Genomic DNA, 23,768 nt, shown 5'->3' with positions numbered 1-23,768 from the left:
CTCAAACCAACACATCATGTTCATCAACTATATACGTAAAGGAAAGCACCTGCTGGCCATCACCTGTTTTGCCTGTATAACAACCCTTGTTTGCAGTTGTAAAAAACTGGTAGATGTGGGTGAACCACTCACTTCCCTTACCACCACCAAAACCTTCAGCACCAATTCCCTGGCCAATGCAGCTGTTGCCGGCTTATATTCCCAAATGATGACCAACAGCGGTTCTATGCTGTTCAGCAATGGTTCCACCACTATTTACGCGGGTTTGTCGGCCGATGAACTCATCAATTTTTCGGGAACTACCGCGCCGGAAGAATACCAGTTTTTCAGCAATCAGCTTTTTAAGGATAATTCGATCGCGTATAATGCTTTCTGGCAACCGGCCTATAAATTGATCTATGGCGCCAATTCCGCCATAGAAGCAATCGAAAAGTCTACTTCAACCCAGTTATTCGATAGCACCCGAAAAGTATTGACCGGGGAAGCGAAATTCATCCGGGCATTCTCGTATTTCTACCTGACCAATTTATTTGGGGATGTGCCACTGGTAACAACAAGCGACTTTACCCAAACGGCTTCCATGAAAAGAACGTCGCAGGCGGAGGTATACGATCAAATGGTGCTGGACCTGAAAGATGCCCAGCAGTTGTTGCTGAGTGATTATTCCACTGCCAAGGGCGAGCGGGTGAGGGTGAACAAATGGGCTGCCACCGCTTTACTGGCAAGAGTATACCTGTATCAGCAGAACTGGGCGGCGGCAGAAGAAGCAGCCGGTGCAGTGATTGGTAATGGCCAGTACAGCTTGTTGAGTGATCTGTCGAAAGTGTTCCTGAAAAACAGTACAGAGTCTATTTTGCAGTTACAACAAGCCAATACAGCGGCGATGCCCCGGAACATTACCTGGGAGGGCTTTAATTTTGTGCCAGACATCCGCATCTCTGGTTTTCCCCCGGCTGATAAAGCGGGTTTGTTGGATTCCGCTACTTTTGTTAGCTATGTGCCTTTTCTGATACCCGCTTATTATTTAAACCCTTTGGTGGTGAACGACTTTGAACCCAATGACCAACGGAAATTAATATGGGTCGATAGCACGCCTACACCCAACGTTAGTCCATATTATGGAGCGGCCTATTATTTTGCAACAAAATATGTTGCCCAGGTGGCCACGGGCACTGCGATCACTGAGTATTATATGTTATTGCGTTTGGCCGAGCAATACCTTATTCGTGCGGAAGCCCGGGCGCAACAGAATAAAACAGCAGATGCCGCAGCTGATCTGAATGTGATCCGCAAACGGGCAGGCCTGCCAAACACCACTGCATCTTCACAAACCGATCTGTTGAAAGCCATTGCGCATGAACGCCGGATTGAACTGTTTGCCGAGTGGGGCCATCGCTGGTTCGATTTGAAAAGAACGGGAAAGGCAAGTGAAGTGTTGAGTGTACTCCCAACCAAGCAACCCTGGTCTGATAATTCATTATTGTTCCCCATATCCTCCCTTGAATTGACCAATGGCCCCGGACTGGGACAAAATCCGGGGTACTGATAAGCTTGAGATTTAGTGTAGAGTTTTAGCGAAGATCCCGTTCCGGTTTAACCGGAGCGGGATTTTCGTTTGAACGAAATAGATATACTAGTCTTTTCTATTCCGCACATTAACTATTTTCTTTTTTCCAGTCTCGAAGTCGGCTGAATCGAGAATGATAAACTGTTTTGTAATGGCTGTGTAATACATTCTTGAAACGGGTACTTCGGCGTCTATTGTTGCCAGTCGAATGGCATCTCTTTTTACTGCTTCAATATGATCGGTTGCTACTGCATAAGACCGGTGTACCCGTAAAAATTTATCTTCCGGCAAAACTCTCATTGCCTCCACCAACGTTATGCGAGCGAGGTGGAATGAATCGAGTGCTGTATACAGTCTGGTATAATTCTTTTGGGCCGCCAGGAAAAAGATGTCATCGAGGTTTACTTTTATCAGTTGCCTGTCTTCCCTGAAGAAGAATGTTTTTTTATTCATATGGCACAGCTAAGGTTAAATGATTAATAAATATCCAACATTACGAATATACTAATTTTATATATGTTGACCGAATTTAGCCGGTATAACTGTCAACCCTGTGTGAACCTGGCCTCAGTCATGTGTGAACCATGTGTCAGATGTTATGTCTCACCAATGGCGCACACATGTTTCACACATGGTTGACACATGGTTGAGGTATTTTTTGTACCAGGCTGCGGTGTTTTTAGCTTTATGATTGTCATTCGTCCCTGAAATTTTGGTGTTCGTCCCAGGTTTTTGGCCTCTCCAGATACTTTAAAACGATAGTTACGTATAGAGAATGTCATTCGTTACAGGTTTTTCCGAAGCCCGTCCCAGGTTTCGGAGAAGCTGGTTCCATTTCCCTGCCGCGAGTCTTCTTTGATGGTATTTTTGAGTTGTTAATCGTTGCTGATGGGGCCTCGCTTAATGCCAGACGAGAGGAGCGACTTGAAAGGCATTCTTCATCAGCGATCGTTAACAAGGTTTCTAAACATGATTATTTAAATTTTTAATGCTTTTTATATGGCAAAGATCAAGGATAACTTGCTGGTTCGCGGTGCAAGTGGAAATGTTGGTAAACAGTTTGTTTATCGTAAACGCGGAGAAGATACATTCATAACCCGTATGCCTTCGATTGATGAAAATGCGAAACCTACGGAAAAACAGGAATTGGTACGGGAACGGTTTTTTGCAGCAGCCGGATATGCTACAGGTGCTATTGCTGATCCAAACATCAAAGCCCAGTATCAGAAAAGGGCAAAAGCGAAATCAGGTGTTACTGCTTATAACGTCGCGTTCAGGGATTTCCTGAAAGCGCCCGTGGTGAAGCAGATAGATACTACAAAGTATAACGGTACACCTGGCTCAACAATCGTTATTAATGCAACAGATGATTTCAGGGTAATTGAAGTTGCCGTTAGTATAAAAACCGCTGCCGGCGTTTTGGTGGAAGAAGGCAATGCCATTCTGAATCCCATCAACAGGAATGAATGGACCTATGCAGCTACGCAAAACAATGCAGCGCTGGCTGGTAGTATCATTCTTGCTACGGCGAAAGACCTGCCTGGTAATAAGGGCACGTTGGAGGCTACGGTGTAGTCAGACCCACTAGCTCTATGCGCTTTGTTTGTTGTAAGCAGGCATGCATATAAAGAAGCTTCCATGCCTGTCTTAGGCAAGCAAGTAACACAGACAACTGGCCGGTAGAAATGGTAGTTAATTGTTAACCACTAAAAAATTCAATATGAATAATATCATCAATCGAGTTCAGAATACTACTCCGAAGTTCTTTCAGATAGTTCGCAATATTGGGTTGGTGCTGGCGGCGGTAAGTGCTGCAGTGTTGGCAGCTCCGGTAGCGTTGCCTGCGATCATTACCAACATTGCAGGTTACCTGGCGGTGGCCGGCAGTGTGATGGGTGCCGTAAGTCAAACGGCGGTGCTTAATGAAGAAGAATAGCAGTTGCGTCTTCTGTTAAAAAAAGCCATCCCGTCCCGGCTTAGCCGGGACGGGATGGCTTTTTTAGTTAGTTTCATCCTTTGTTAATCGGGACCGGGTTTTGAGATGTTTGAGCGATAAGATTTTTTCCAGAATCGGAACACGTGGAAAACACCCTTTCTTTTCAATCAGGAATTATTTCTGCATCAAGTACTAAATAAAAGTACTTAGTGTTAAACTTTATTTTGAAACGGTTTAGTACATTTTATTATTTCGGCTGTTTTAACTAGATAGAACAGTGCGAGTTTACCGTTAGAAGTTTATTTACTAGCGGGCCATCCAATTTCTTCTTGATTAATTACAAAAAGCTTACTTCCAGTAAGGAAAGACTTTCGTGATGTTATCAATGTCACGGTACCCTATTATTTATTATGTACCTTAAACTAAATCGGCATGGAAATCCCGTTCCCATGTTACCGGTACCTATTGCCCTGCATAAACCTGATTGTAGCATTTCTGCTGTGCGGATTTGCTGCGAATGCTCAATTGCCGGTTGATACATCTGCGAAGGGAGTGAGGAAATTCAAACAGGAAATACATACGTCCATTAAGACCGATAGCACATTCTTTAGAAAGGATCCTTTGAGGATAAGTATACCTCACCTTTCAAAAGATACGATTTCGCCTATAGCGATCAACATAAAAACCAATTTTCAGGCCGGTGTTAATGCACAAAAAAAACGGGTTCTCGCTGGTATAAATGAACAGCGTAAATCGCTATTGACATCTTTGAAGCTCCCCAAAACAGATTCCATTACTATTGATGTTAATAATCATTTCAAGAAGCTATTTGACACCCGGCCCATTCTTAAGATAAACAGCGGCATGGTTTGTTATAACGCTAATTACAGGTCGTTCATCGATACGCCGTATTTAGAAAACGGCATTCTGCAAAATAATTTAACAGGTCGGTTGAACCTTACTGTTGCCGGCGTTTTTCCTTTACAGTTAAATTTCTGGTTACGCCAAAGTAATTCTCATTTCTTTAAAAATATCTACGATGTGCAGATAGCCTTTAATGGGGCTGCATTTCAGGAAAAATTGAGAACAGGGATCAGGGAGCGGTTGCTGGCATTAGCGCCTGCTATCAAAGATCCCAGGCTGGAAAAATTATACATGGATAAACTATCTGCGTTGATAGATCAGGAGAACGTACTTAAAACAATATTTAATCCACAAAAACTTGTTGAGGCAAATGAAATAATTAAAGTACCTAAACTTACCTGGGATGGAAATCTCCCAGACAGTGTTAATGTTCGCCGGGAGGATTCGTCGAAGAAAGCGGCCAGGTTTTTCCTTAGCGGTTACGATTCTACCAAAAAGGTATTTGAACAGGTCCGAAATCAGGTGGATTCCTTAAAGAATAAGTACGAGGATGTTAGACAGCGGGTTCGTCAATATCAGCAACTAGTTAATGGCAATTGGAATGACCTACAATCAGAACGCGACTGGAAGAATAAATTGCAGGAATATGGCCTTTCAGATATAAAACTACCAGCAAAATACAGGTGGTTATTAGGGCTTCGAAGTTTTAGTCTCGGACGAAGTCCGGTTAATTACAGCGAATTGACCGCCAAAAATGTAAGTATAAATGGGATCAGTGTAGAATATAACAGTTGGTATTACCTGGCACTAACTGCGGGTATGGTTAATTATCGTTTCCGGGATTTTGTCGTAAACAATGTAAACAGAAAACCCCAGTACCTGGGCATGGTGAGGGCAGGACTGGGAAGACTGGAGAAAAATTATTTTATACTGTCTGCGTATAGAGGACGAAAACAATTATTTGCTTCGAGTGCTACAGTCAATTCAACCATTACTATAACTGGCTTAAGTGCAGCAAGCCGGTGGGCCATTAACCGCACCTCCTATCTCACAGCGGAAGTGGGCAAATCAGTGACACCTGACTTTAGAAATAATCCACCGAACGCGGGCGGCAGCAATGTACTAAAGCTTTCAGACAAGGATAACCAGGCCATTGCTTTTCATTTGTATTCAGTTATTCCTATTACTAACACGAAAATAGAAGCCGCCTATAAAAAAACAGGGGCCAACTATCAATCGTTCAGTAGTTACTCGACCAATGCTGCCATGGAAAGCTGGTATATAAAAGCCGACCAAAGTCTACTTAAAAGAAAATTAAGAATAGCGGCTTCATTACGGAAAAATGAATTTGTGAATCCCTTTATTGTGCAGGATTATAAAGGCAGTACGCTTTTTAAAAGCCTTACAGGCACGTTACGAATTAGAAAATGGCCATTGATCATTATTGGTTATCAACCGATGTCTCAATATACAAAAGTAGACGACCTGGTAATGGAGAACCGGTTCCAAACGTTCAATGCCACTTTGTTCCACAATTATACTGTACATCAATTAAGGATGGCTACCACCATCATGGTGAACAAATTTTATAATCACAACACAGATACCGGCTTCGTGTATTATAACGCTACCAATAGCTATTTCACCCAGCATTTTTATTTCAATGCATTTACAGCCAATGCAGGCATTTCTGTTACAAAGAACAGCAGGTACACCCTGCAGGTGCTGGATGGTGGTATTCAACCCAATATCCCGCGGTTTGGTACCATCGGTATAGGCATCAGGATCAATAACTGGAACAATTCCGAAATCAAAGCCGGGGGTTATATGTCAGCGAACATCCGACTTTGGAAACAGGATATGGTATTTCTTAATTACGAGCATGGGTATTTACCCGGTAATAAAAACCAGCTGGTGCGAAATGAGATGGGGACTGTTCAATTTATAAAGACTTTTAATTTCAAGTAGTATGAAGCAAAAACTATTACTTATCCTGGTATTATTGACAGGAGGGCACCTGCAGGCGCAGGTGGTTATAAACCTGCAATTGCCACCGCTCGGACTTACCATTAAACCTCACTTATGGAATATGTCGCTGGTTAACACCACAGGTGGTTCCATGGATGTGGAATTGCAAATGGTAATGACAGACGTCGGTACCGGGCATACGGTGCTAACTGCCACTACACCCTCCTTTATATTGCCGGCTGGTGTTAAGGCAGTTACGGCCAGTACGGTATCGCCCGTTATCTATACGGCTGGTGCCGGTTATACCATCGACGCCAACCCGAATGGTTTTTTACCGGTGGGGGTATACAACATCTGTTATACATTAACCCGGTGGACAAACGATATTTCTGATCAGTTAGCCGATGAATGTATAACAACAGAAATAGAACCAATCAGTCCGCCACAATTGATACAACCAGCCGACAGCGATCAGGTAATAACCCGCCGCCCCTTTTTTACCTGGCTGCCTCCAACGCCTTACAATTCGTTTAGTAACCTTTTGTACGATTGGGTTTTAGTAGAGGTGCAACCAACTCAAAGTGCGGCAGATGCCATCCAGCAGAATGTGCCCGTGTATTTACAATCGAACCTGTCGTTTACCAGTTTGCAATATCCTTTATCCATGCAGGAACTGGATACTGGCAAAAACTACGCCTGGAGGGTGACGGCAAAGAATAATGTGTCGCCCATTGCTAACAGCGAGGTGTGGAGTTTTAAAATTCAACAATTCATAACTGATACTTTCCACGCAGCCTATAAAGGATATTATGCACAAATGAGAAGGGAGCAGGACGCATCATATGTTATATCGGGCGACAACCTGCGATTTCTATACCTGCATGAAATCAATACGCCTACGGTACAGGTTAAAATAACCGACATCAGTATGCCGGCCCATCAGGATGTGGAGTTGGATTCTACGACCCAGGGAGTAAAATATGGGTTGAACTACCTGAACCTGGACCTGGGCAATAACGGTTTGGTAAACCGGCATATGTATTTGCTTACTATCATCAATGAACGGAACGAAAACTGGTTCCTGAAGTTTGAATACAGAAAAAGCCCTGGAGAATAACCTTAACACTAAGCCTAAGAAAATAAAACTATAATGTTACAGACATTAGCCCGCCACCCCAAGTTTATTGCCTGGTTCTTTGTAGGTATCTTTTATTTGCAATTGGTGTTGGTACCCCTTGCTGCCAAAGCGAATGTACGACCGTTGCCTGCCAGGATGCCGCTTGTTGAATCCGAAAACTGGAAAATAAAACCAGCTGAGCCGCATCCATTCACTAATAAAATTGATCATAATATGCCGGTTAAATTACCGGCAACGATCCGCCATAAGCGAGCAAACAGCTCCGATAGTACGCAGGAGGCGACTACAACAGGTCCCACACAACCAGAAACGCAAAGTTTTCAGTCAGTGAATAACAATAACCTGGTTGACCTTTTTACTGGCGATTTTTCTTACAACATCCCTTTGCTTGATGTGGGTGGTTACCCGGTAAATCTTCATTACCAGAGTGGCATAACTATGGACCAGGAGGCGAGCTGGGTAGGGCTGGGCTGGAACATCAACCCGGGTGTGGTGTCGCGCAACATGCGTGGTTTGCCAGATGATTTCATGGGTCCGGAGGACAGTGTTAAAAAGATCATATCCATTAAGCCTAACAGGACCATGGGCGTTGCAATAAGCGCCAACGCTGAATTGTTGGGATTTTCAAAAGTGGGGGCATCGCTTGGGATCTTTCATAATACCTATCAGGGCTGGGGTACCGAGTTTGGACTGAATGCCAATATCAATGCCGGTAGCGCGGCAAAAGGACCGCTTTCTGCAGGCCTGGGCATTACGAATAACTCACAAACCGGGTTAGACGTGAGCCCTTCTTTAAGCGTAAAAATGGGTAAGGAGGATGCAAAAACAAAAGGCAATATTACCATTGGTACCAATTATAATTCCCGGGTGGGTTTGCAAAGCTTGCAAATGTGTGGTGAAGTAAGACAAAGCATGAACGATAACAAAAAGGGCTGGACGGCTGGCGTGTCGCATACAATGGCAATCGGATTTGCCAAACCTTCTTATACGCCCACTATTAATATACCCTATACAAGCGGACAATTTTCATTAACAGTCAAAGGTGGTTCCGAACATTGGGCTTTCCATCCCAACTTTTATATAAGAGGCTATACTTCTATGCAAAAGATAGAAGAGCCCGATAAAATACAAGATCTGCCTGCATATGGCTATCTATATTATGACAAAGCGGGAAATAACAGGCATGTGCTGCTTGATTTTAACCGTGAAAAAGATGTACCATTCACTGATAATTCCCCGCACATTGCTGTACCAATTTATACGTATGATACCTGGTCAATATCAGGTGAAGGGACAGGAGGTAGTTTCAGGGCTTACCGGGGAGATATCGGGTATGTGTTTGATCATTCTATGTCCACCAAAAGCGACAGTAAAAAATTTAGCCTGGACCTGGGCTTTGGCGCCATATTCCATGGCGGAATAGATTTTAATTCAGTAGATGCCCTTACTAAAACCAATCCCTGGGAAGCCGATAACAGTTTTACAACTGTAGTACCTTTTAAGCAAACAGATACCAGTTTTGAAAGTGTGTATTTTAAAAACCCAGGTGAAAAAAATTCTGTTAACAAGGCTTACCTGCAGGCTATAGGTAACGATAGCCTGATGCGGGTTGACCTGTCGCCTGCCCAGGAAAGCCAGCCAAGCCGGGTATTGGCTACTACGCATGTTTCGCTTTTCCAGAACGCCAGGGCAGTAGCCTCGAGAACATTAAATGCCAGTTCCTTTAAAAAAACGAGAGATAAACGTACACAGGTAATAAGTTATTTGAATGCAAAGGAAGCAGATTATGTGGGATTCGATCGCGTCATTAAATCCTATCACATCAACTCCTTCCCATCTACTTCCTGTACCGATAATTATGACCAATTACCAAGGATAGATAATAATAGAAAATTGCACCATTTATCCGAGATCACGGTGTTGAATGCAGATGGCAGGCGTTATGTGTATGGTATCCCTGTATATAATAGAATGCAAACAGAGGTAAGCATGAGCACATTACCTGGGAGTAATAGTACCGGGCTTGTTCAATATACGAAAGCAAATAAATCAATTGAGAACACCGATGGCAAAGATGGTTACTATAACCGGGAAACCCTGCCACCTTATGCACATTCCTTTTTATTGTCAGGGATTTTATCAAACGATTATGTAGATATAACCGGTGATGGTATTTCTGAAGATGATAATGGCGATGCTGTGAAATTCAACTATACACGGATATACGACCTTAGCCAAACCAACACTTACAGATGGCGGGCGCCTTATCAGGATAGCATGGCCTTTTATAACGAAGGCTTGAAAACAGATAGTCGTGATGAAAGGGGCAGTTTTACTTATGGTGAGCGCGAAGTCTGGTACTTAAATTCTATCGAATCAAAAACCATGATCGCCACCTTTGTGCTGGAAACAGATTCAACGCGGCAGGATAGCTATGGAGTAAAGAGTGAAGATGGCGGCCGGGATGCTTCCCAAAAGTTGTACCGTTTAAAGCAGATCAATTTATATACGAAGGCCGATTTTTTAAAGAATGGTTCAACAAATGCCAAACCAATAAAAACGGTACACTTTGACTATAACTATGAGTTATGTAAGAAAAACCCCGGTTCGCTGAGTGACTCCGGTAAGCTTACTCTGAAAAAGGTTTGGTTCAGTTACAACAAAAATAACAAGGGCAAAAAGAACCCTTATGTATTTACCTATAATGCAACTAATCCTGAGTTTTCACAAAAGTCAGTTGACCGATGGGGCAATTATAAAAACCCGGGCGACAATCCCGGCCCCTCAGGTCAGGAGCTATCCAATGCAGATTATCCTTATGCTTTACAAGACTCAACAAAGGCAACGAATAATGCTGCGCCGTGGACACTGTCTCAAATAAAACTACCTTCCGGTGCCTTACTTAAAGTAACGTATGAGTCAGATGATTATGCGTATGTGCAGAACAGACGGGCCATGCAGTTTTTCGCCATAGCCGGTTTTGGAAACGATGCTAATGCCACCATTTCTTCTAAGCTCTATACTGACGGGCAAACTAATAGCGATTATCATTATGTTTTTATAAATGTGCCGACAGCTGTAAACAGCAAGGCTGATATTGCCAGCAAATACCTGGATGGGGTGTCCCAGTTATTCTTTAAGCTGGCGGTGAATGTGCCGGCAGACCGCTGGGGAAAAGGTTTCGAGTTCATTCCTGTTTATTGCGAAATAGAAGATTATGGCGTGCGCACATTCAGCAGTAATAAAACCATATGGATAAAAGTAAAATCAATCAAAAGTAATGAAAGCCCCTTTGCCACGGCTGCGCTGCAATTTCTACGGATGAACCTGCAGTCAAAGGCATATCCCTTTTCAGAACCGGGCGATAACCTGGATATAAAAAGCCTGATGGGAATGTTTGCGTCTATTGCAGATAATGTTAAAAACACCGTCAATTCGTTTAGCAGTGAGGCCCGGAAGAAAAACTGGTGTAATAGTATCGTGGTGAGTAAATCCTTTGCGCGGCTCGATAACCCGGTATACAAAAAACTGGGCGGGGGCCTGCGCGTGAAAAAGGTGGAGGTTTATGACAACTGGAATAAAATGACCGGTCAGTTGGAATCTAAATATGGGCAAACCTATACGTATACTGACACGACACAGATAAACGGAGTAAAGACGTGTATAAGCAGTGGGGTAGCGTCCTATGAACCAATGATAGGAAACGATGAAAACCCATTTCGGGTGCCACAAAAATTATACACAGAAAAAGTGGGTGCTTTGATTCCGGCAGATTATATGTACACGGAGGAACCATTTGCCGAAACTTTCTTTCCCGCTCCTATAATAGGATACGGTAAAGTAAGCGTCCAATCCATTCATAAAGACAAGAAATCAGCCAATGGATTTGAAGAAACTGAATTTTATACCTCCAAAGATTTTCCAGTATTGATAGAATACACCCCCATCGACAATGAATCCAAGAAAACATACGACCCAAAGATCAGGAACTTTTTAAATTTTTACGCCCGTCACTATGTTACCCTCAGTCAGGGTTTCAAGATTGAGCTGAACGACATGAATGGTAAGTTGAAAGCACAAGCAAGTTATTCGCAAAACGACCTGGGGCATCCTATTTCTTATACGTACAATTACTATCGGGTTAAAAATGACAATGCCGCACAGGCAAGACTCTCAAACACGGTTGCGGCAATAGATTCAGCAAATGGAAAAATAGATACGACCGCAGAAATGGGGAAGGAAGTGGAATTGATGATCGATGTAAGGGAAGAAACATCCAATACAGTAAGCAAAAGCCTTGAAGTGAATGGAGATTTTGTGCATCCATTCCCGCCCATTGCATTTTTCACCGGTATTCCTCTGCCATCGATGGAAACCAATCGATATCGGGCAATAGCCGTTTTGAAAATAGTGAACCGATATGGATTGCTTGATAGTGTGATCCATATTGAAAAAGGCAGTCGGGTTACTACACGCAACCTGGTTTACGACGGGGAGACCGGCGATGTGCTGGTAACGCAAACCAATAATGAATTTGATGACCCGGTGTACAATTTCAACTATCCGGCACACTGGGCTTATAGCGGCATGGGACCGGCCTATAAAAATATTGGAGTCGTTATGAATGGGGTATATTTCCGAAATGGTACCATGTATGACTCCGTTGGTAACCAGGTGCAGGCGGATCGTTATTTCGAAAGTGGGGATGAACTGCTGGTGGTAGCCAAAGATTTCCGTGACCCGCGAAATGACGATTATTGCTCTCCAGACTATTATAGGTTCGCTAATAACCTCATTTCAACCAGGAAGTTATGGGCGGTTGATATAAGTAAAGTAAAGCAAGGGAAAAAAGGCATTTATTTTATTGACCGGGATGGCATTCCATATTCTTCTGGGAGCGCCTCTATAAAAATTGTTCGTTCGGGTAAGCGCAACATGCCGGGTGTGCCGGTGGGCAACATTACGTCCCTGCATTCACCAATAAAAAGGGTGAATAACATTCCACGAATTGTTTTTGACTCTACAACTGGTGTGGTGGCCGCCAGCGCCGCCCGATTTAAAGACCTGTGGAAAGTAGATAGTACCACCTATGCAAGAGATACGCTGATTTATGTCGCTCATAAGATGGATACTGGATACCAGGTATTAAACCCGGTTGAAAATATTACCATCTCCAAAGGGGTAAGCCCGTTAATAACCGTTTATGTAGCACGACCGAATTCGTTATTTGAAGCGTTCTCCCAATATCACTTTCCTGTTTTAGAAGAAAGAAAAAGCTGGTTGAAATTCAATTTTGCATCAATTCCCCAAAGCGCAATAATTAAATCGGCTACATTGAATTTATACGGAAGTGCAAATTCTCCACATTCAAATATGCGATCAAGCAATGCGTGTTATATTGAACGGTTGAAAGGAATTTGGCCCTCAGCATTAACTGACGTGTATGCTCCTGGCGTTTTGCCTATTTTAAGACAGTATTTTAATGGAACTGATTTTGGTATCGTAGAAACAGGTAACAGGGTTACACTTGGTGAAACAATGCCCAATACAACTGAAGTTAAGGGTGCAACAGTAGACATTACCAGTATGGCCAAGGAAATGCTGGATGATTATTATAGTTCGTTTATAGTACATGATCCTGCCATAAGAATAAGTCTGATTGATCCGGGAGGCCTGAATAATGGGAATATTAGCAGTCAATCTTATAAAACAAATGAATCAGGAGAATGTCCTTCTTCATTTGAATTCAAGGTAGGTTGTCTTCCCTCACTTACTATTTCTTATTATCTTCCTTGTCAGGATAACACACCTCCATTTTACTCTTCTACACCAGACCCCGGTTATTATTGTTCAGACTTTCCCGTTGATTCATTCGTTTGCAAACCAAACATCAATGATACGGCCGTAAACTATTACCGGTTTGGCATATTGGGTAACTGGCGGATGGACAGGGTGTATACTTATTACAGCAAACGGGTGCAGAGCAATCCGGCAGATACCACCAATGTTCGCAGTGATGGCGAAATAAAAGATTTTGCCCCCTACTGGTCATTTACCAACGCATTGATGACGGCTTCTATGGATACCACCCGCTGGGTTTGGAACAGCGAAACAACCCTTTTCAACAGTAAGGGGTATGAAATAGAAAACCATGATCCGTTAAACAGGTACAATGCGGGTCAGTATGGGTATAACCAATCCCTGCCTGTTGTGGTGGCTCAGAATGCACGCAACCAGGAAATAGCCTACGAGGGATTTGAAGATTATGGCTATAAAACAGATACCTGTAAAAGATGTGATGTAAACCGGCATATTAACCTCGGCGCCGGCAACACGCTGGTTGATTCCGTTAGCCATTCCGGTAAATACAGCCTGCGGGTGCCGGGGGAGCAAACGGTATCAAAAATATACAAACTGGGAAACGCCACAGATATACTCGGTTCCTCGCCATTCATGAAAGAAGATTCGATTGTGCTGGCGGTGCATCCAAGGGCAGCATCAGGTACGGGCACCGGCCTTACCGGTATTGCAAGCCCCTGTTCGGGTACTTCGTACAATACCAATGTCGATTTTCCCAGGGGAGTACCTTTCCCGGGTTCCTGTACGGGGGCCAATACCGTTGAGTGGAATGGCTATATACAACCACGATATACTGGCACGTACCAATTCTGGGGCACGGTAAACTTTATCATGTCGGTACAGATCACACGTAATGGTGTAGTTAAAAACCTTACCGCAGGTACCCTCTTAGAGGTTCCACATGTTTCTATACTGGATATACCCACCGATACGATTGAATTGCAAGCCGGCGAGTTGTATGAGTTCAGGGTGGTCTGGACCCTGGGCGCTTCCCGGGTTAATCAAATTCAGCTGAGTTGGTCAAGCGAAGGTTTGCAACCGCAAAACAGGGAAGTAGTACCTATAATGCAGCTATATCCTGTGGGGACAGATATTTCAGCGGTAAGGAATAGCACAGTCACATCCGACACCACCTGGTGTACGCATTTGAAAAATCCAACAGTAACCCGGGGTACCATAAAACGGTTCTCGCCGTTGCCCGGCAAAAAAGTTATAGTAAGCGCCTGGGTAAAAGAAGAGGGCCAGTGCATCACTGGCAGTTATGAAAATGCACAACTTAATGTTGCTTTTGACAATGAAGCCGGCACCAATCTCTTCCAGTTAAAACCGGCTGGCAATATTATAGAAGGCTGGCAACGGATAGAAGATACGCTCACTATTCCGTATAATGCCACCAACATAACCCTCTCAATGGTTGCGGTATCCGGTACTCCGGTGTATTTCGATGACATCCGCATTCAGCCTTTTAATGCCAACGTTAAATCGTTCGTGTATAATCCGGTTAACCTGCGGTTGATGGCGGAACTGGATGAAAACAATTACGCCACTTTTTATGAATATGACGATGATGGAACGTTGGTTCGGGTGAAAAAAGAAACGGAACGTGGCATTAAAACCATCAAGGAAACCAGAAGCGCCTTACTAAAGAATAATGATTAATACAACTAACTATGCGAAATATAACTATTGTACTGCTCATCATTCTGGCTAGCTGCCAAAAAGGAATGGCGATGTACAACCCCATTGATACCTCCAATTTGTGGCGGGAAATCCTAAAGCTGGAAGCGGTATTCCTCGATACAAGCCACCTGGGGTTTAATGCCACCATTTACTTTGCTGATGTAGATACCGTAACCGTTCGTGACACCATTCAGGCCGTGTATAAACTAAGCAAACAGAAGTACCGGATTGAAATGGACAGCACGGTGATTGTGCAAAATGATTTTTATCATTTAACCATTTATAAAGAACAGGACATCGCAATATTGAACAGGCCTGTTCAGTTTGGGATCAATCTTTTTCAGGTAAAACTTATAGATCCTGATTTTAGCCAATTCCATATCCAGCGACTGCATGCAACCGATTCGGCAGGGTATCGCAAACTAAGTGTGGACTTTAAAACAGGCAGCCCCTATACCCAATATGAAATATTATATGACACCAGTAATTATCATATCAGCAGGGTAGAATATGATTTGAAAAAAGACCTGGTTACTCCCGGCGCCACAGACCATTATAATGTACGGATTGTTTGTTCCGGGTATCAAACCGGGACATTTAATGATACGGTATTTTCAACCAACAACTACTTTATTCGCAAAGAAGGGACGATTAACCTGCAGCCTCCCTATACCAGTTATGAACTCATCAACTCCCTAAATCAATAAACCGAACAACATGCAACGTTTTATTATCCGGTTATTGCTTGTATGTTTTTTGATTACCAGTTGTTTTTCAGCAAGCGCTATCGATGAGCGGTATGCAGCGCCGGAACTCCGGGGTAACCAAATAGCGGCTGATTCAACCAGTATGGTTATGGATACGGTGTATTTCAATCCGTCATTAAAACCATTACAAACGACCCTTTTTGTTAAAAACCTCATTACCTTCCAGATAGATGAAGCATATCGTCATTTGTTGCCTGATGAGTTTGATGTAACGGTTACATTTAAAGTACATTATACCATAGATAACAATGGCACACCTGAAACCGGCGTTACCGATGACCTAAGCCTCAATATTGGCTATAATAAATTTAACCGGTATGATTTTAAAGCAGTTTACATTGCCGAAGTCTGGTGGCGCAAGGCTGAGGTAGAAATTATAAGTATTGAGGCACATGAAGCCGACTTAAACGATATCAAGGATGCATTGGTCTTGACTAATGAAATCCTCATCAACAGGAATACGATTTCTCCTGCACCAATAATGCCATCCAAACTATTAATGACAGTACAGGCTATGTGGGTACAAAAGGCGAATTAATGGTGTATTGGTCGCCACAACGGGTCGCAGATGAGTATGACCTGGAATGGACTTATGTCGACAGTGCCGCGTTAGATAATTACAAAAAAAGCGGTGACCCTTCGCATTTTGATCCTAAAAAGATCTTTCCCGGCAATGCTACCCGTGTAAGCCTGGCAAAAGAGAGATACCTTATCCCCTTGTTGTTTGAAGGGAGCGGCACTCTTTTTTTTAGGGTAAGGGCCGTGCAAGTGAAACAAAACGGCCAGCGGATTGAATCAGTATGGAGTTCTGATTATAGTACCGGGCTAGGGGAGTACAATTTCAGGGGGCATGACACTACTTTGAACTGGCAGGCCTCAACCAGCTTTGCAGAGGAAGGAAAAAGAAAATCGGTGGTGCAGTATTTCGATGGCTCGTTAAAAAGCCGTCAAACGGTTACTAAGGACAATACAACAGATACAACGATCATAGCCGAGACCTTTTATGATAACCAGGGTCGGGCGGTGATACAGGTAATGCCGGCACCCTCTTTAAGCAGCATGATAAAATATACGCCTGCATTTAACCAGCTCAACGGTGCAGAATACGCTAAAGATGCCTATGATGGCCTATTGGCGGATACTTGTAAATGCAGGCAAGGTGCACCGGTCATGGATACCGATAAAGGAGCCGCCCGTTACTATTCACCAAATAACCCAATGGCGGCAAGCAGCTACCACAAGTATATTCCGGATGCCAAAGGGTTTGCGTTCGCAGAGACACGATATACACCCGATAACACAGGCCGGATCAGCATACAGGGAGGGGTGGCCGATACTTTTCAAATTGGCCGCCGCCATGAAACCATATATACCTACAATGCAGCCGACCAGGAGGAACTGGATGCCTTATTTGGCACCGAAGCAGGAAATTCCAGCCATTATTTTAAAAATACCGTGCAGGATGCAAATGGGCAGGTAAGCATCAGCTATGTGGATATGCATGGCCGTACCATTGCTACCGCTCTGGCCGGAAAACCGCTGACCAAACTCGATACATTAGCGGCTAAAAAATCCATCTGGATCACTAAGAAACTACTCGATAGCAATTCCAATGTGGTGAAAGGAATGGTAATAGAGAGCAGTAAGGGCCTGGTAGTGACCGAAACCGGTGATCACCATTTTAAATATTCCTTATTGCCGGACAGTGTTCGGATAACCGATTGCCATGATAGTACCATATGCTATGATTGTATATACGATTTGGAAATAACAATTTCTGAAGAATGTAACGATACCAGTAAACTGGTGGGCAATCCAATTATAATAACCCGGACAAACAATCACATAGACAATATTTGCGATAGCCTTGCCCATTTGCCGGTAGTGGATACCACCCTGGTGCTGCCTGTGGGAAGCTATCTGGTGACCAAAAAGTTAACCATCAACAGGCAGGCGATGGATTATTACCGGGACAGCATATTCCTCGTCCGCAATTCCTGCCATACCCTGGAGCAGATCATTCAACAGCAAAAAGAATTACTGCGTACAGCCATTAGTTGTGAAACAGTATGTGATAGCTGTGATAACTTAGGACTGCAACGGGATATCAGGCAACAAATGCTGGCTGATGTTACGCCGCCTTTTGGCCAATACGCCAATCCCGACAGTATCGATCAGTTCTCGGTTTTCTGGACTTCCGGCATCGATCCGGAACCTGCTTACAAAATAGTGTCAGGTGATTATACAGATGGAAATGGAATTTCCGACCCCTTGCACCCCAAAACATTAAACCAGGCTTCCTTTGTTAACGAATTTAAATCCTCCTGGGCAGAAACGCTGTTACTACTACATCCTGAATACCCGAAGTTGTTAAAGCTGGAGCAACTGGCCGCAAGCAACAACTGGGATGTACGGTTTCAAAATACACCAACCTTTCAGGCTGCCGTTGACAGTGGCTTTTTAAATCCAGGTGATTTTGCAACCCATCCGGCAGGCAGCAATTTTAATTATATCGCAGCGCATGGTGATCCCTTATTTGGGATGATTGCAGACAGTTTCAAAGTACATATGCAGGATAGTCTGTTGGAAAAAGCGCATGACACCAGTAATAATGCGATAAGCATGTGGTCGCTGGCTACCATTATGGCCCACTGTCCCGATCGTGATAACAGTTGTCTGTATCGATACAAATCAATGGACAGCGCCTTTGCCATTGGCGCGGGATGCAGCGCTGACCAGGATATTGCCTGGCAATATTTCCGAGAAATGTACCTGCAGGAAAAACGGGAGATAATAACGCAAGTGCTGAACGAAGCACAGCGACAACCCGGCAACCGCTTCCCGGATTTGAAAGAACTGGTAGATAACCATACGCCTAATTTCTTTGACCCTGCCATGCCGCCACCACACCTGGAAGATATGCCAGATGGAGAGGCACGCGGTCAGGATAGCCTCAACACCTTTATTAATGACAATTGTACCGCTTATGTAAACCAGTGGTGGCAGGAATTAAAGCCTTGTGATTTAAATACGGATGATAGTCTATGGATCATGCCAAAGTTGATAGAAGTGTGCCGGCAAGGGGGCGATGCTGAGCATTTATTCGGCGCCAGCACGGTGAAACCCACGAGTACTTACACCTATAGAAGCTTTGAAGAAGTTATAAAAGCGTACCGTACCATTACTGGCAAAAGTTATGACGCCACCTGTAATGTATACCTGATCAGTGCGCCATTGCCTTATGATCAGCAGCCGGTATACTATGACAAACCAGTTTATCAAAAACCGGATAGTTGTGAGTGCACCACCATCGGTGAATTATACAATCAGTACCAGGCAGCTAATAAAGACAGCAGTTTTTCTGATTACCTGTACCGGACAACAGGCGCCAGAATATATCAGGGAGTGTTGGACACCCTGCGAATGGCTTGCAGCGGACAGATCAATTGCAGTTTTTTAAAAGAGCCGGTAACCTTGCCGCCGGTATTGCAATGTGGGGTAAAGGAGGTATGTGCAGGTTGTCAGCAGGTAAACACGCTTTATAAAAGATATATTGCCGAATTCCCGAATGCCATTCCTCAGTATGATGATACTGACAGTCTTCAACATGTCAGGAACCAGTTATTCGGGCAATATATGAATACCCATTTAGGTTTTGGCAAGAGCACTACAGAATACCTGGCCTTCATGGATATCTGTGAAATTACAAGGGGTGCCCAGGTATACAATAGTAATGAAGACAGTATTCTTTTGTACGTGAAGAACGAGTTTTTGAATGAGTATTTTAATTATGGTCGTAAATATGATAGTGATGGCAGTGATACCAATACCATCAAGTTCGATTTTCACGGTAGTATCAATAATACAGGCGTTCCTCATAAAGATATTATCAGGAACGGGTTAATGCAGTATCCCGATACGCTGATACCAGCGAGACCTCATGGTTTTGTAGATATGGACCTGGTGAGGTCAAGGGATTCTGCCTGTATTGGTGGCTATATGAATATGCAGATCAGGATGAAGGATTCTATTGGTTCCTGGGAGACAAACCATGGATTTGTACTTGATCTTGGTTTTTCAACATCAGGTAACAAAAGGTATTACATAAATTTTGACCACTTCGACACGCACTGGAACTATATACAGGCAATTGGAGGGAGTGCTTTGGTGTTTGATCTGGCCGGGTTCCAACAAAATTTCAATGGCTGGCACACCCTGAACTTCGAGGTGGTTGACAGTTTAGTGAAATTTTATTATGATGGAGATCTAAAACAAACTGTGACTTTTCCAGGAGTTTTCAGGGAAAGGTTTTATGGTTATACTTTTGAACCTCGTGCTGATAGTAATCTGGCGCCCCAGGTCGATTACATCAAATGCTATGATCGAAATGGAAAGGTTTTTTATTTTGAAGATTTTAATGATCGTACAAGTCCCAGCGTTTTCGAACAATATATCCAATGTCCGCGGCAACCCTGTACAACCGCATTTACTGCCTATTATAACCAACAACGGCAAACCAGCTATTCCTGGTTGCAGCTTGATAGTATTTATGGGGTTCATAATATATCACTAAGATTCTGTGATTCAACAAACCTTACACTGTGTGGGAAAACCGGGCCTGTTTTTGCCCCCGTTGTTGTTCCCCAACATGCTGCTTGTGACGATACAACTTTGTTTGCGAATTCAACCGGCACACTGATCCAGGACGCTTACAGAGATTCCCTGATCAATAGCTTCAACGACCGTTACCTGGCCAAATGTTTAAGTGCCCGCTACCATGAGACCTTTACGCTGGAGCAGCGGATCAGTGAATATCACTATACGCTTTATTATTATGATCAGGCAGGGAACCTGTTAAAGACCATTCCGCCGGCGGGTGTAGATGTTAGCAAATTTGCCTGGGCAAGTGCGTGGCGCGATTCAGTAACAACAGCCCGGCGTAACCGGCAATGGTTAACACCACACCATACGCAGCCCACTCAATACCGGTACAATACGTTAAACCAGGTAGTGGCACAGCAATCGCCCGATGGCGGTTTAAGTGAGTTCTGGTACGACCGGTTGGGCCGGCTGGTAGTAAGCCGCAATGCCCGTCAAAAAGGAGCCAGCGCATCTGAAGAGGGCAGGTTATATAGCTATACCCAATACGATACCCTGGGCCGGATCACAGAAGTAGGACAGGTTAGTAATACCAGTGGCAATGGCGCCATGACCGATGCGATCAGCCGGGATCCCAATTTATTGAGTAGCTGGTTGCTCACACTTACCAACCGGCGCGGACAGATCACCAATACCGTATATGACCTGCCATACCCTTTTGATGGGGGCGATCCCCGGCAGGTTATAGAACAAAAGAACCTGCGTAACCGCGTAAGCTATACCACCATTACAGATACCGGCACCAGCAATGCATTTAACCAGGGCACTTTTTACACCTACGATATTTTAGGTAATGTAGATCATCTGCTGCAGGACTATGGCCACAGCGGTTACAAGCCTAATGTAATGAACAAGTTGGGCAACCGGTGGAAAAAAGTGAGTTATCAATATGATCTGATCAGTGGTAAAGTTAACATGGTGATGTACCAGCATGACTGGGATGATGGCTTTTTCCACCGCTACAGTTATGATGCAGAGAACCGATTAACGCTTGTAGAAACCAGTCGTGACAGCTTAATTTGGGAAAAAGACGCCCGGTATGAATATTACCGCCATGGACCGCTGGCCCGGGTTACGCTGGGCGACCAGCAGGTGCAGGGGATTGATTATGCCTATACGTTACAAGGCTGGTTAAAAGGCATTAACAGTACCAGCGGCACAGATTCCTTTGATATGGGCGGAGATGGCCGTACAAGCAGTTTAAACCGCTATACCGCAAGGGATGCCATTGGGCTTACCCTGAACTATTTTGCCAATGATTACACGGCCATTAATGGGCAGCCTTTCCCGGGATACAGTGCTTATCTGCCGTCAGGCGCCTACCGGCCTTTGTACAATGGTAATATCAGCAGTAGCAGTGTGTACCAAAAGAAGTTTGACTATGACAATTCACCCGGTGGGCCGTTGATCTTTTACAATTACAGGTATGACCAGTTGAACCGTTTAACGGGGCAGGATGCATATAATGGATTTAGTGCCGATTCCAACAGTTGGAAAAACATAGCCGTAATGGGTGAAAACCTGAAAGAAAGGATCACTTATGATGGCAATGGTAATATTTTAAAGTATCTGCGTAAAAGCATTGAAGGCGCCGATGCGTTTATGGACAGCCTGAATTATTTCTATTATTCGGGGACCAATAAGCTAAGACGGATCACAGACAGTATTCCGGCTAATACCTATACCAGTAAGCAGGATAATTTAATCCTTGATATAGATGGCCAGCTTGATAGTAATTATTGTTATGATGCTATTGGTAATTTGATTAAAGATCGTCTTGAACAAATAACCAGCATAAAGTGGAATGTGTATGGTAAGATCCAGGAGATAAACCGGGTAGCGACCACGGAAGTCCCTGTAACCAATATCAAATACAGCTACGATGCATTGGGGAACAGGATCAGCCAGATTGTTACTACTACCGATAATAAATATTACACCTGGTATGTGCGGGATGCGCAGGGAAATATTTTGAGCACCTATACAGCGGAAGGCGATGATGAGGACCTGGAAAATCTTCCCTTTAAACACGCAGAGAACTTCCTGTACGGCAGCAGCCGGTTAGGCAGCATGGCTGTAGGAGAGCCAATGACTGGCAGTCCGAGCCCTATGCAATATTATTACCATAACAAATATTATGGCCGTGGTTATAAGCAATATGAACTCACCAATCATTTAGGCAACGTACTTGCTACTGTCTCAGATCGTAAATTTGGCGTATCTTCAGGCGGCAGTTCTTTGATTGATTACTACGAGCCGGATATTGTTACAGCGCAGGATTACTATCCGTTTGGGATGATGTCACGGGTAGCCCTGCCTAATAATGATGTGCCTTATAAGTTTGGGTTTAATGGGAAGATGAATGATAATGAGGTGAAGGGGTTGGGAAATCAGATTGATTACGGAGCAAGAATTAGTGACCCAAGAACTGGGGGGCGATTCTTTAGTATTGATCCATTGGCAAGAACATTTCCTTATTATTCGCCGTACCAGTTTTCAGGAAATAATCCTATTAGATATATTGATTTAGACGGAGCTGAACAATTTGATCCACAATCAGTGCCTAAAGGTGTTGCACATTTATCAATGGCAACTGCTCCCGGTGTTGTTCAACAAACTAAGTCAGTTCAGATAGGGAATTATGAATTAAGAGGAGTAGTCGGAGAAAACGGGGAGGCATACTGGATAGCGAGGTATCATTATAAGGAAGGCCGTTTTAAAGGCATGTATAATGATGAATGGGTAGTGGGGACAGATGGAGTAAAAGTTTTAGCAAAAGACCCCGAAGGTTATCACAATAGATCAGAGTGGATTGGAGAATTTGGTGGTAAGCCTTTTAATGTAAAGTCGATAGTTTCAGGATGGAAAGAAATAGTTTCAAATCCTGTAAATTGGGTGGCTGGAGCAGGAATATTTGCAGGTAGCTTCGGCTCAATAACCAAACTAAAGCCTTCCTTAATTAGATTTTCACAACGTACAGTTAATGGCGCAGTATTAGAAGATGTAGCGGAATCTATGAAGGCCAATGGATGGAAAGGTGAGGCAATTGATGTTGTTAAAATGGAGGATGGAATTTATACTTCCTTTGATAATAAGCGATTGCTGTCAGCTAAATCAACGGAAACTGATGTTATAGCAATAGTACATGATTATACTGAAACACTAGATGATGCTATGAAACAGAGAATTAAAGGGCAGTACGGTGTTGATGCTGAGACATGGGGTGATGCAGTAAAGTTGAGGGTAAAAAATCAAGGCAAGAAATTTAGTACTGCAAATCCAAACGGTAGTTTTGATCTCCCGGAAGCAAAATCAAAAAAACAATAGTTA

10 protein-coding genes are annotated in these 23,768 nt (G+C 43.6%); 9 read left to right on the top strand and 1 reads right to left on the bottom strand.

The features are described from left to right. The first annotated feature begins 16 nt into the window (after window positions 1–16). On the top strand, window positions 17–1,546 hold the full coding sequence (locus tag BMX95_RS35530) for a RagB/SusD family nutrient uptake outer membrane protein (protein WP_081197922.1): 1,530 nt from the start codon (window positions 17–19) through the stop codon (window positions 1,544–1,546). Window positions 1,547–1,633: 87 nt separating this feature from the next. Here the strand turns inward: BMX95_RS35530 and BMX95_RS23460 are convergent, their stop codons facing one another. After that, the gene (locus tag BMX95_RS23460; protein WP_081197921.1) at window positions 1,634–2,020 is read right to left on the bottom strand and encodes a LytR/AlgR family response regulator transcription factor; all 387 of its coding nucleotides are present in this window, start codon (window positions 2,018–2,020) and stop codon (window positions 1,634–1,636) included. A 546-nt stretch (window positions 2,021–2,566) separates the two neighbouring features. Here BMX95_RS23460 and BMX95_RS23455 point away from each other — a divergent pair. From BMX95_RS23455 to BMX95_RS23420, 8 genes are all read left to right on the top strand, one after another. Continuing rightward, complete coding sequence (locus BMX95_RS23455) at window positions 2,567–3,142, top strand: hypothetical protein (RefSeq protein ID WP_081197920.1); 576 nt, start codon at window positions 2,567–2,569, stop codon at window positions 3,140–3,142. A gap of 145 nt (window positions 3,143–3,287) precedes the next feature. Next, the gene (locus BMX95_RS23450) at window positions 3,288–3,503 is read left to right on the top strand and encodes a hypothetical protein (RefSeq protein ID WP_081197919.1); all 216 of its coding nucleotides are present in this window, start codon (window positions 3,288–3,290) and stop codon (window positions 3,501–3,503) included. 432 nt (window positions 3,504–3,935) lie between these two features. Continuing rightward, window positions 3,936–6,335: a hypothetical protein gene (locus tag BMX95_RS23445; RefSeq protein WP_081197918.1), complete on the top strand. Its 2,400-nt coding sequence runs from the start codon at window positions 3,936–3,938 to the stop codon at window positions 6,333–6,335. Window position 6,336: 1 nt separating this feature from the next. After that, window positions 6,337–7,452: a hypothetical protein gene (locus BMX95_RS23440; protein ID WP_081197917.1), complete on the top strand. Its 1,116-nt coding sequence runs from the start codon at window positions 6,337–6,339 to the stop codon at window positions 7,450–7,452. Window positions 7,453–7,485: 33 nt separating this feature from the next. Next, entirely contained in the window at window positions 7,486–14,991 is a 7,506-nt protein-coding gene (locus BMX95_RS23435; RefSeq protein ID WP_081197916.1) for a hypothetical protein, read from the top strand. A gap of 11 nt (window positions 14,992–15,002) precedes the next feature. Continuing rightward, window positions 15,003–15,719: a LolA3 family protein gene (locus BMX95_RS23430; protein ID WP_081197915.1), complete on the top strand. Its 717-nt coding sequence runs from the start codon at window positions 15,003–15,005 to the stop codon at window positions 15,717–15,719. Between the two features lie 10 nt (window positions 15,720–15,729). Then, window positions 15,730–16,317: a hypothetical protein gene (locus BMX95_RS23425; protein WP_081197914.1), complete on the top strand. Its 588-nt coding sequence runs from the start codon at window positions 15,730–15,732 to the stop codon at window positions 16,315–16,317. Continuing rightward, window positions 16,317–23,765, top strand: a complete 7,449-nt coding sequence (locus BMX95_RS23420; RefSeq protein WP_081197913.1) for an RHS repeat domain-containing protein — start codon at window positions 16,317–16,319, stop codon at window positions 23,763–23,765. The genes BMX95_RS23425 and BMX95_RS23420 overlap by 1 nt, the downstream gene beginning before the upstream one ends. The last annotated feature ends 3 nt before the right edge of the window (window positions 23,766–23,768 follow it).

Source organism: Niastella yeongjuensis, from assembly GCF_900110245.1.
Classification (GTDB): Bacteria; Bacteroidota; Bacteroidia; order Chitinophagales; family Chitinophagaceae; genus Niastella; species Niastella yeongjuensis.
The sequence above is the reverse complement of the archived record's forward strand: the minus strand, read 5'-3'. Positions and strand labels throughout refer to the sequence as shown.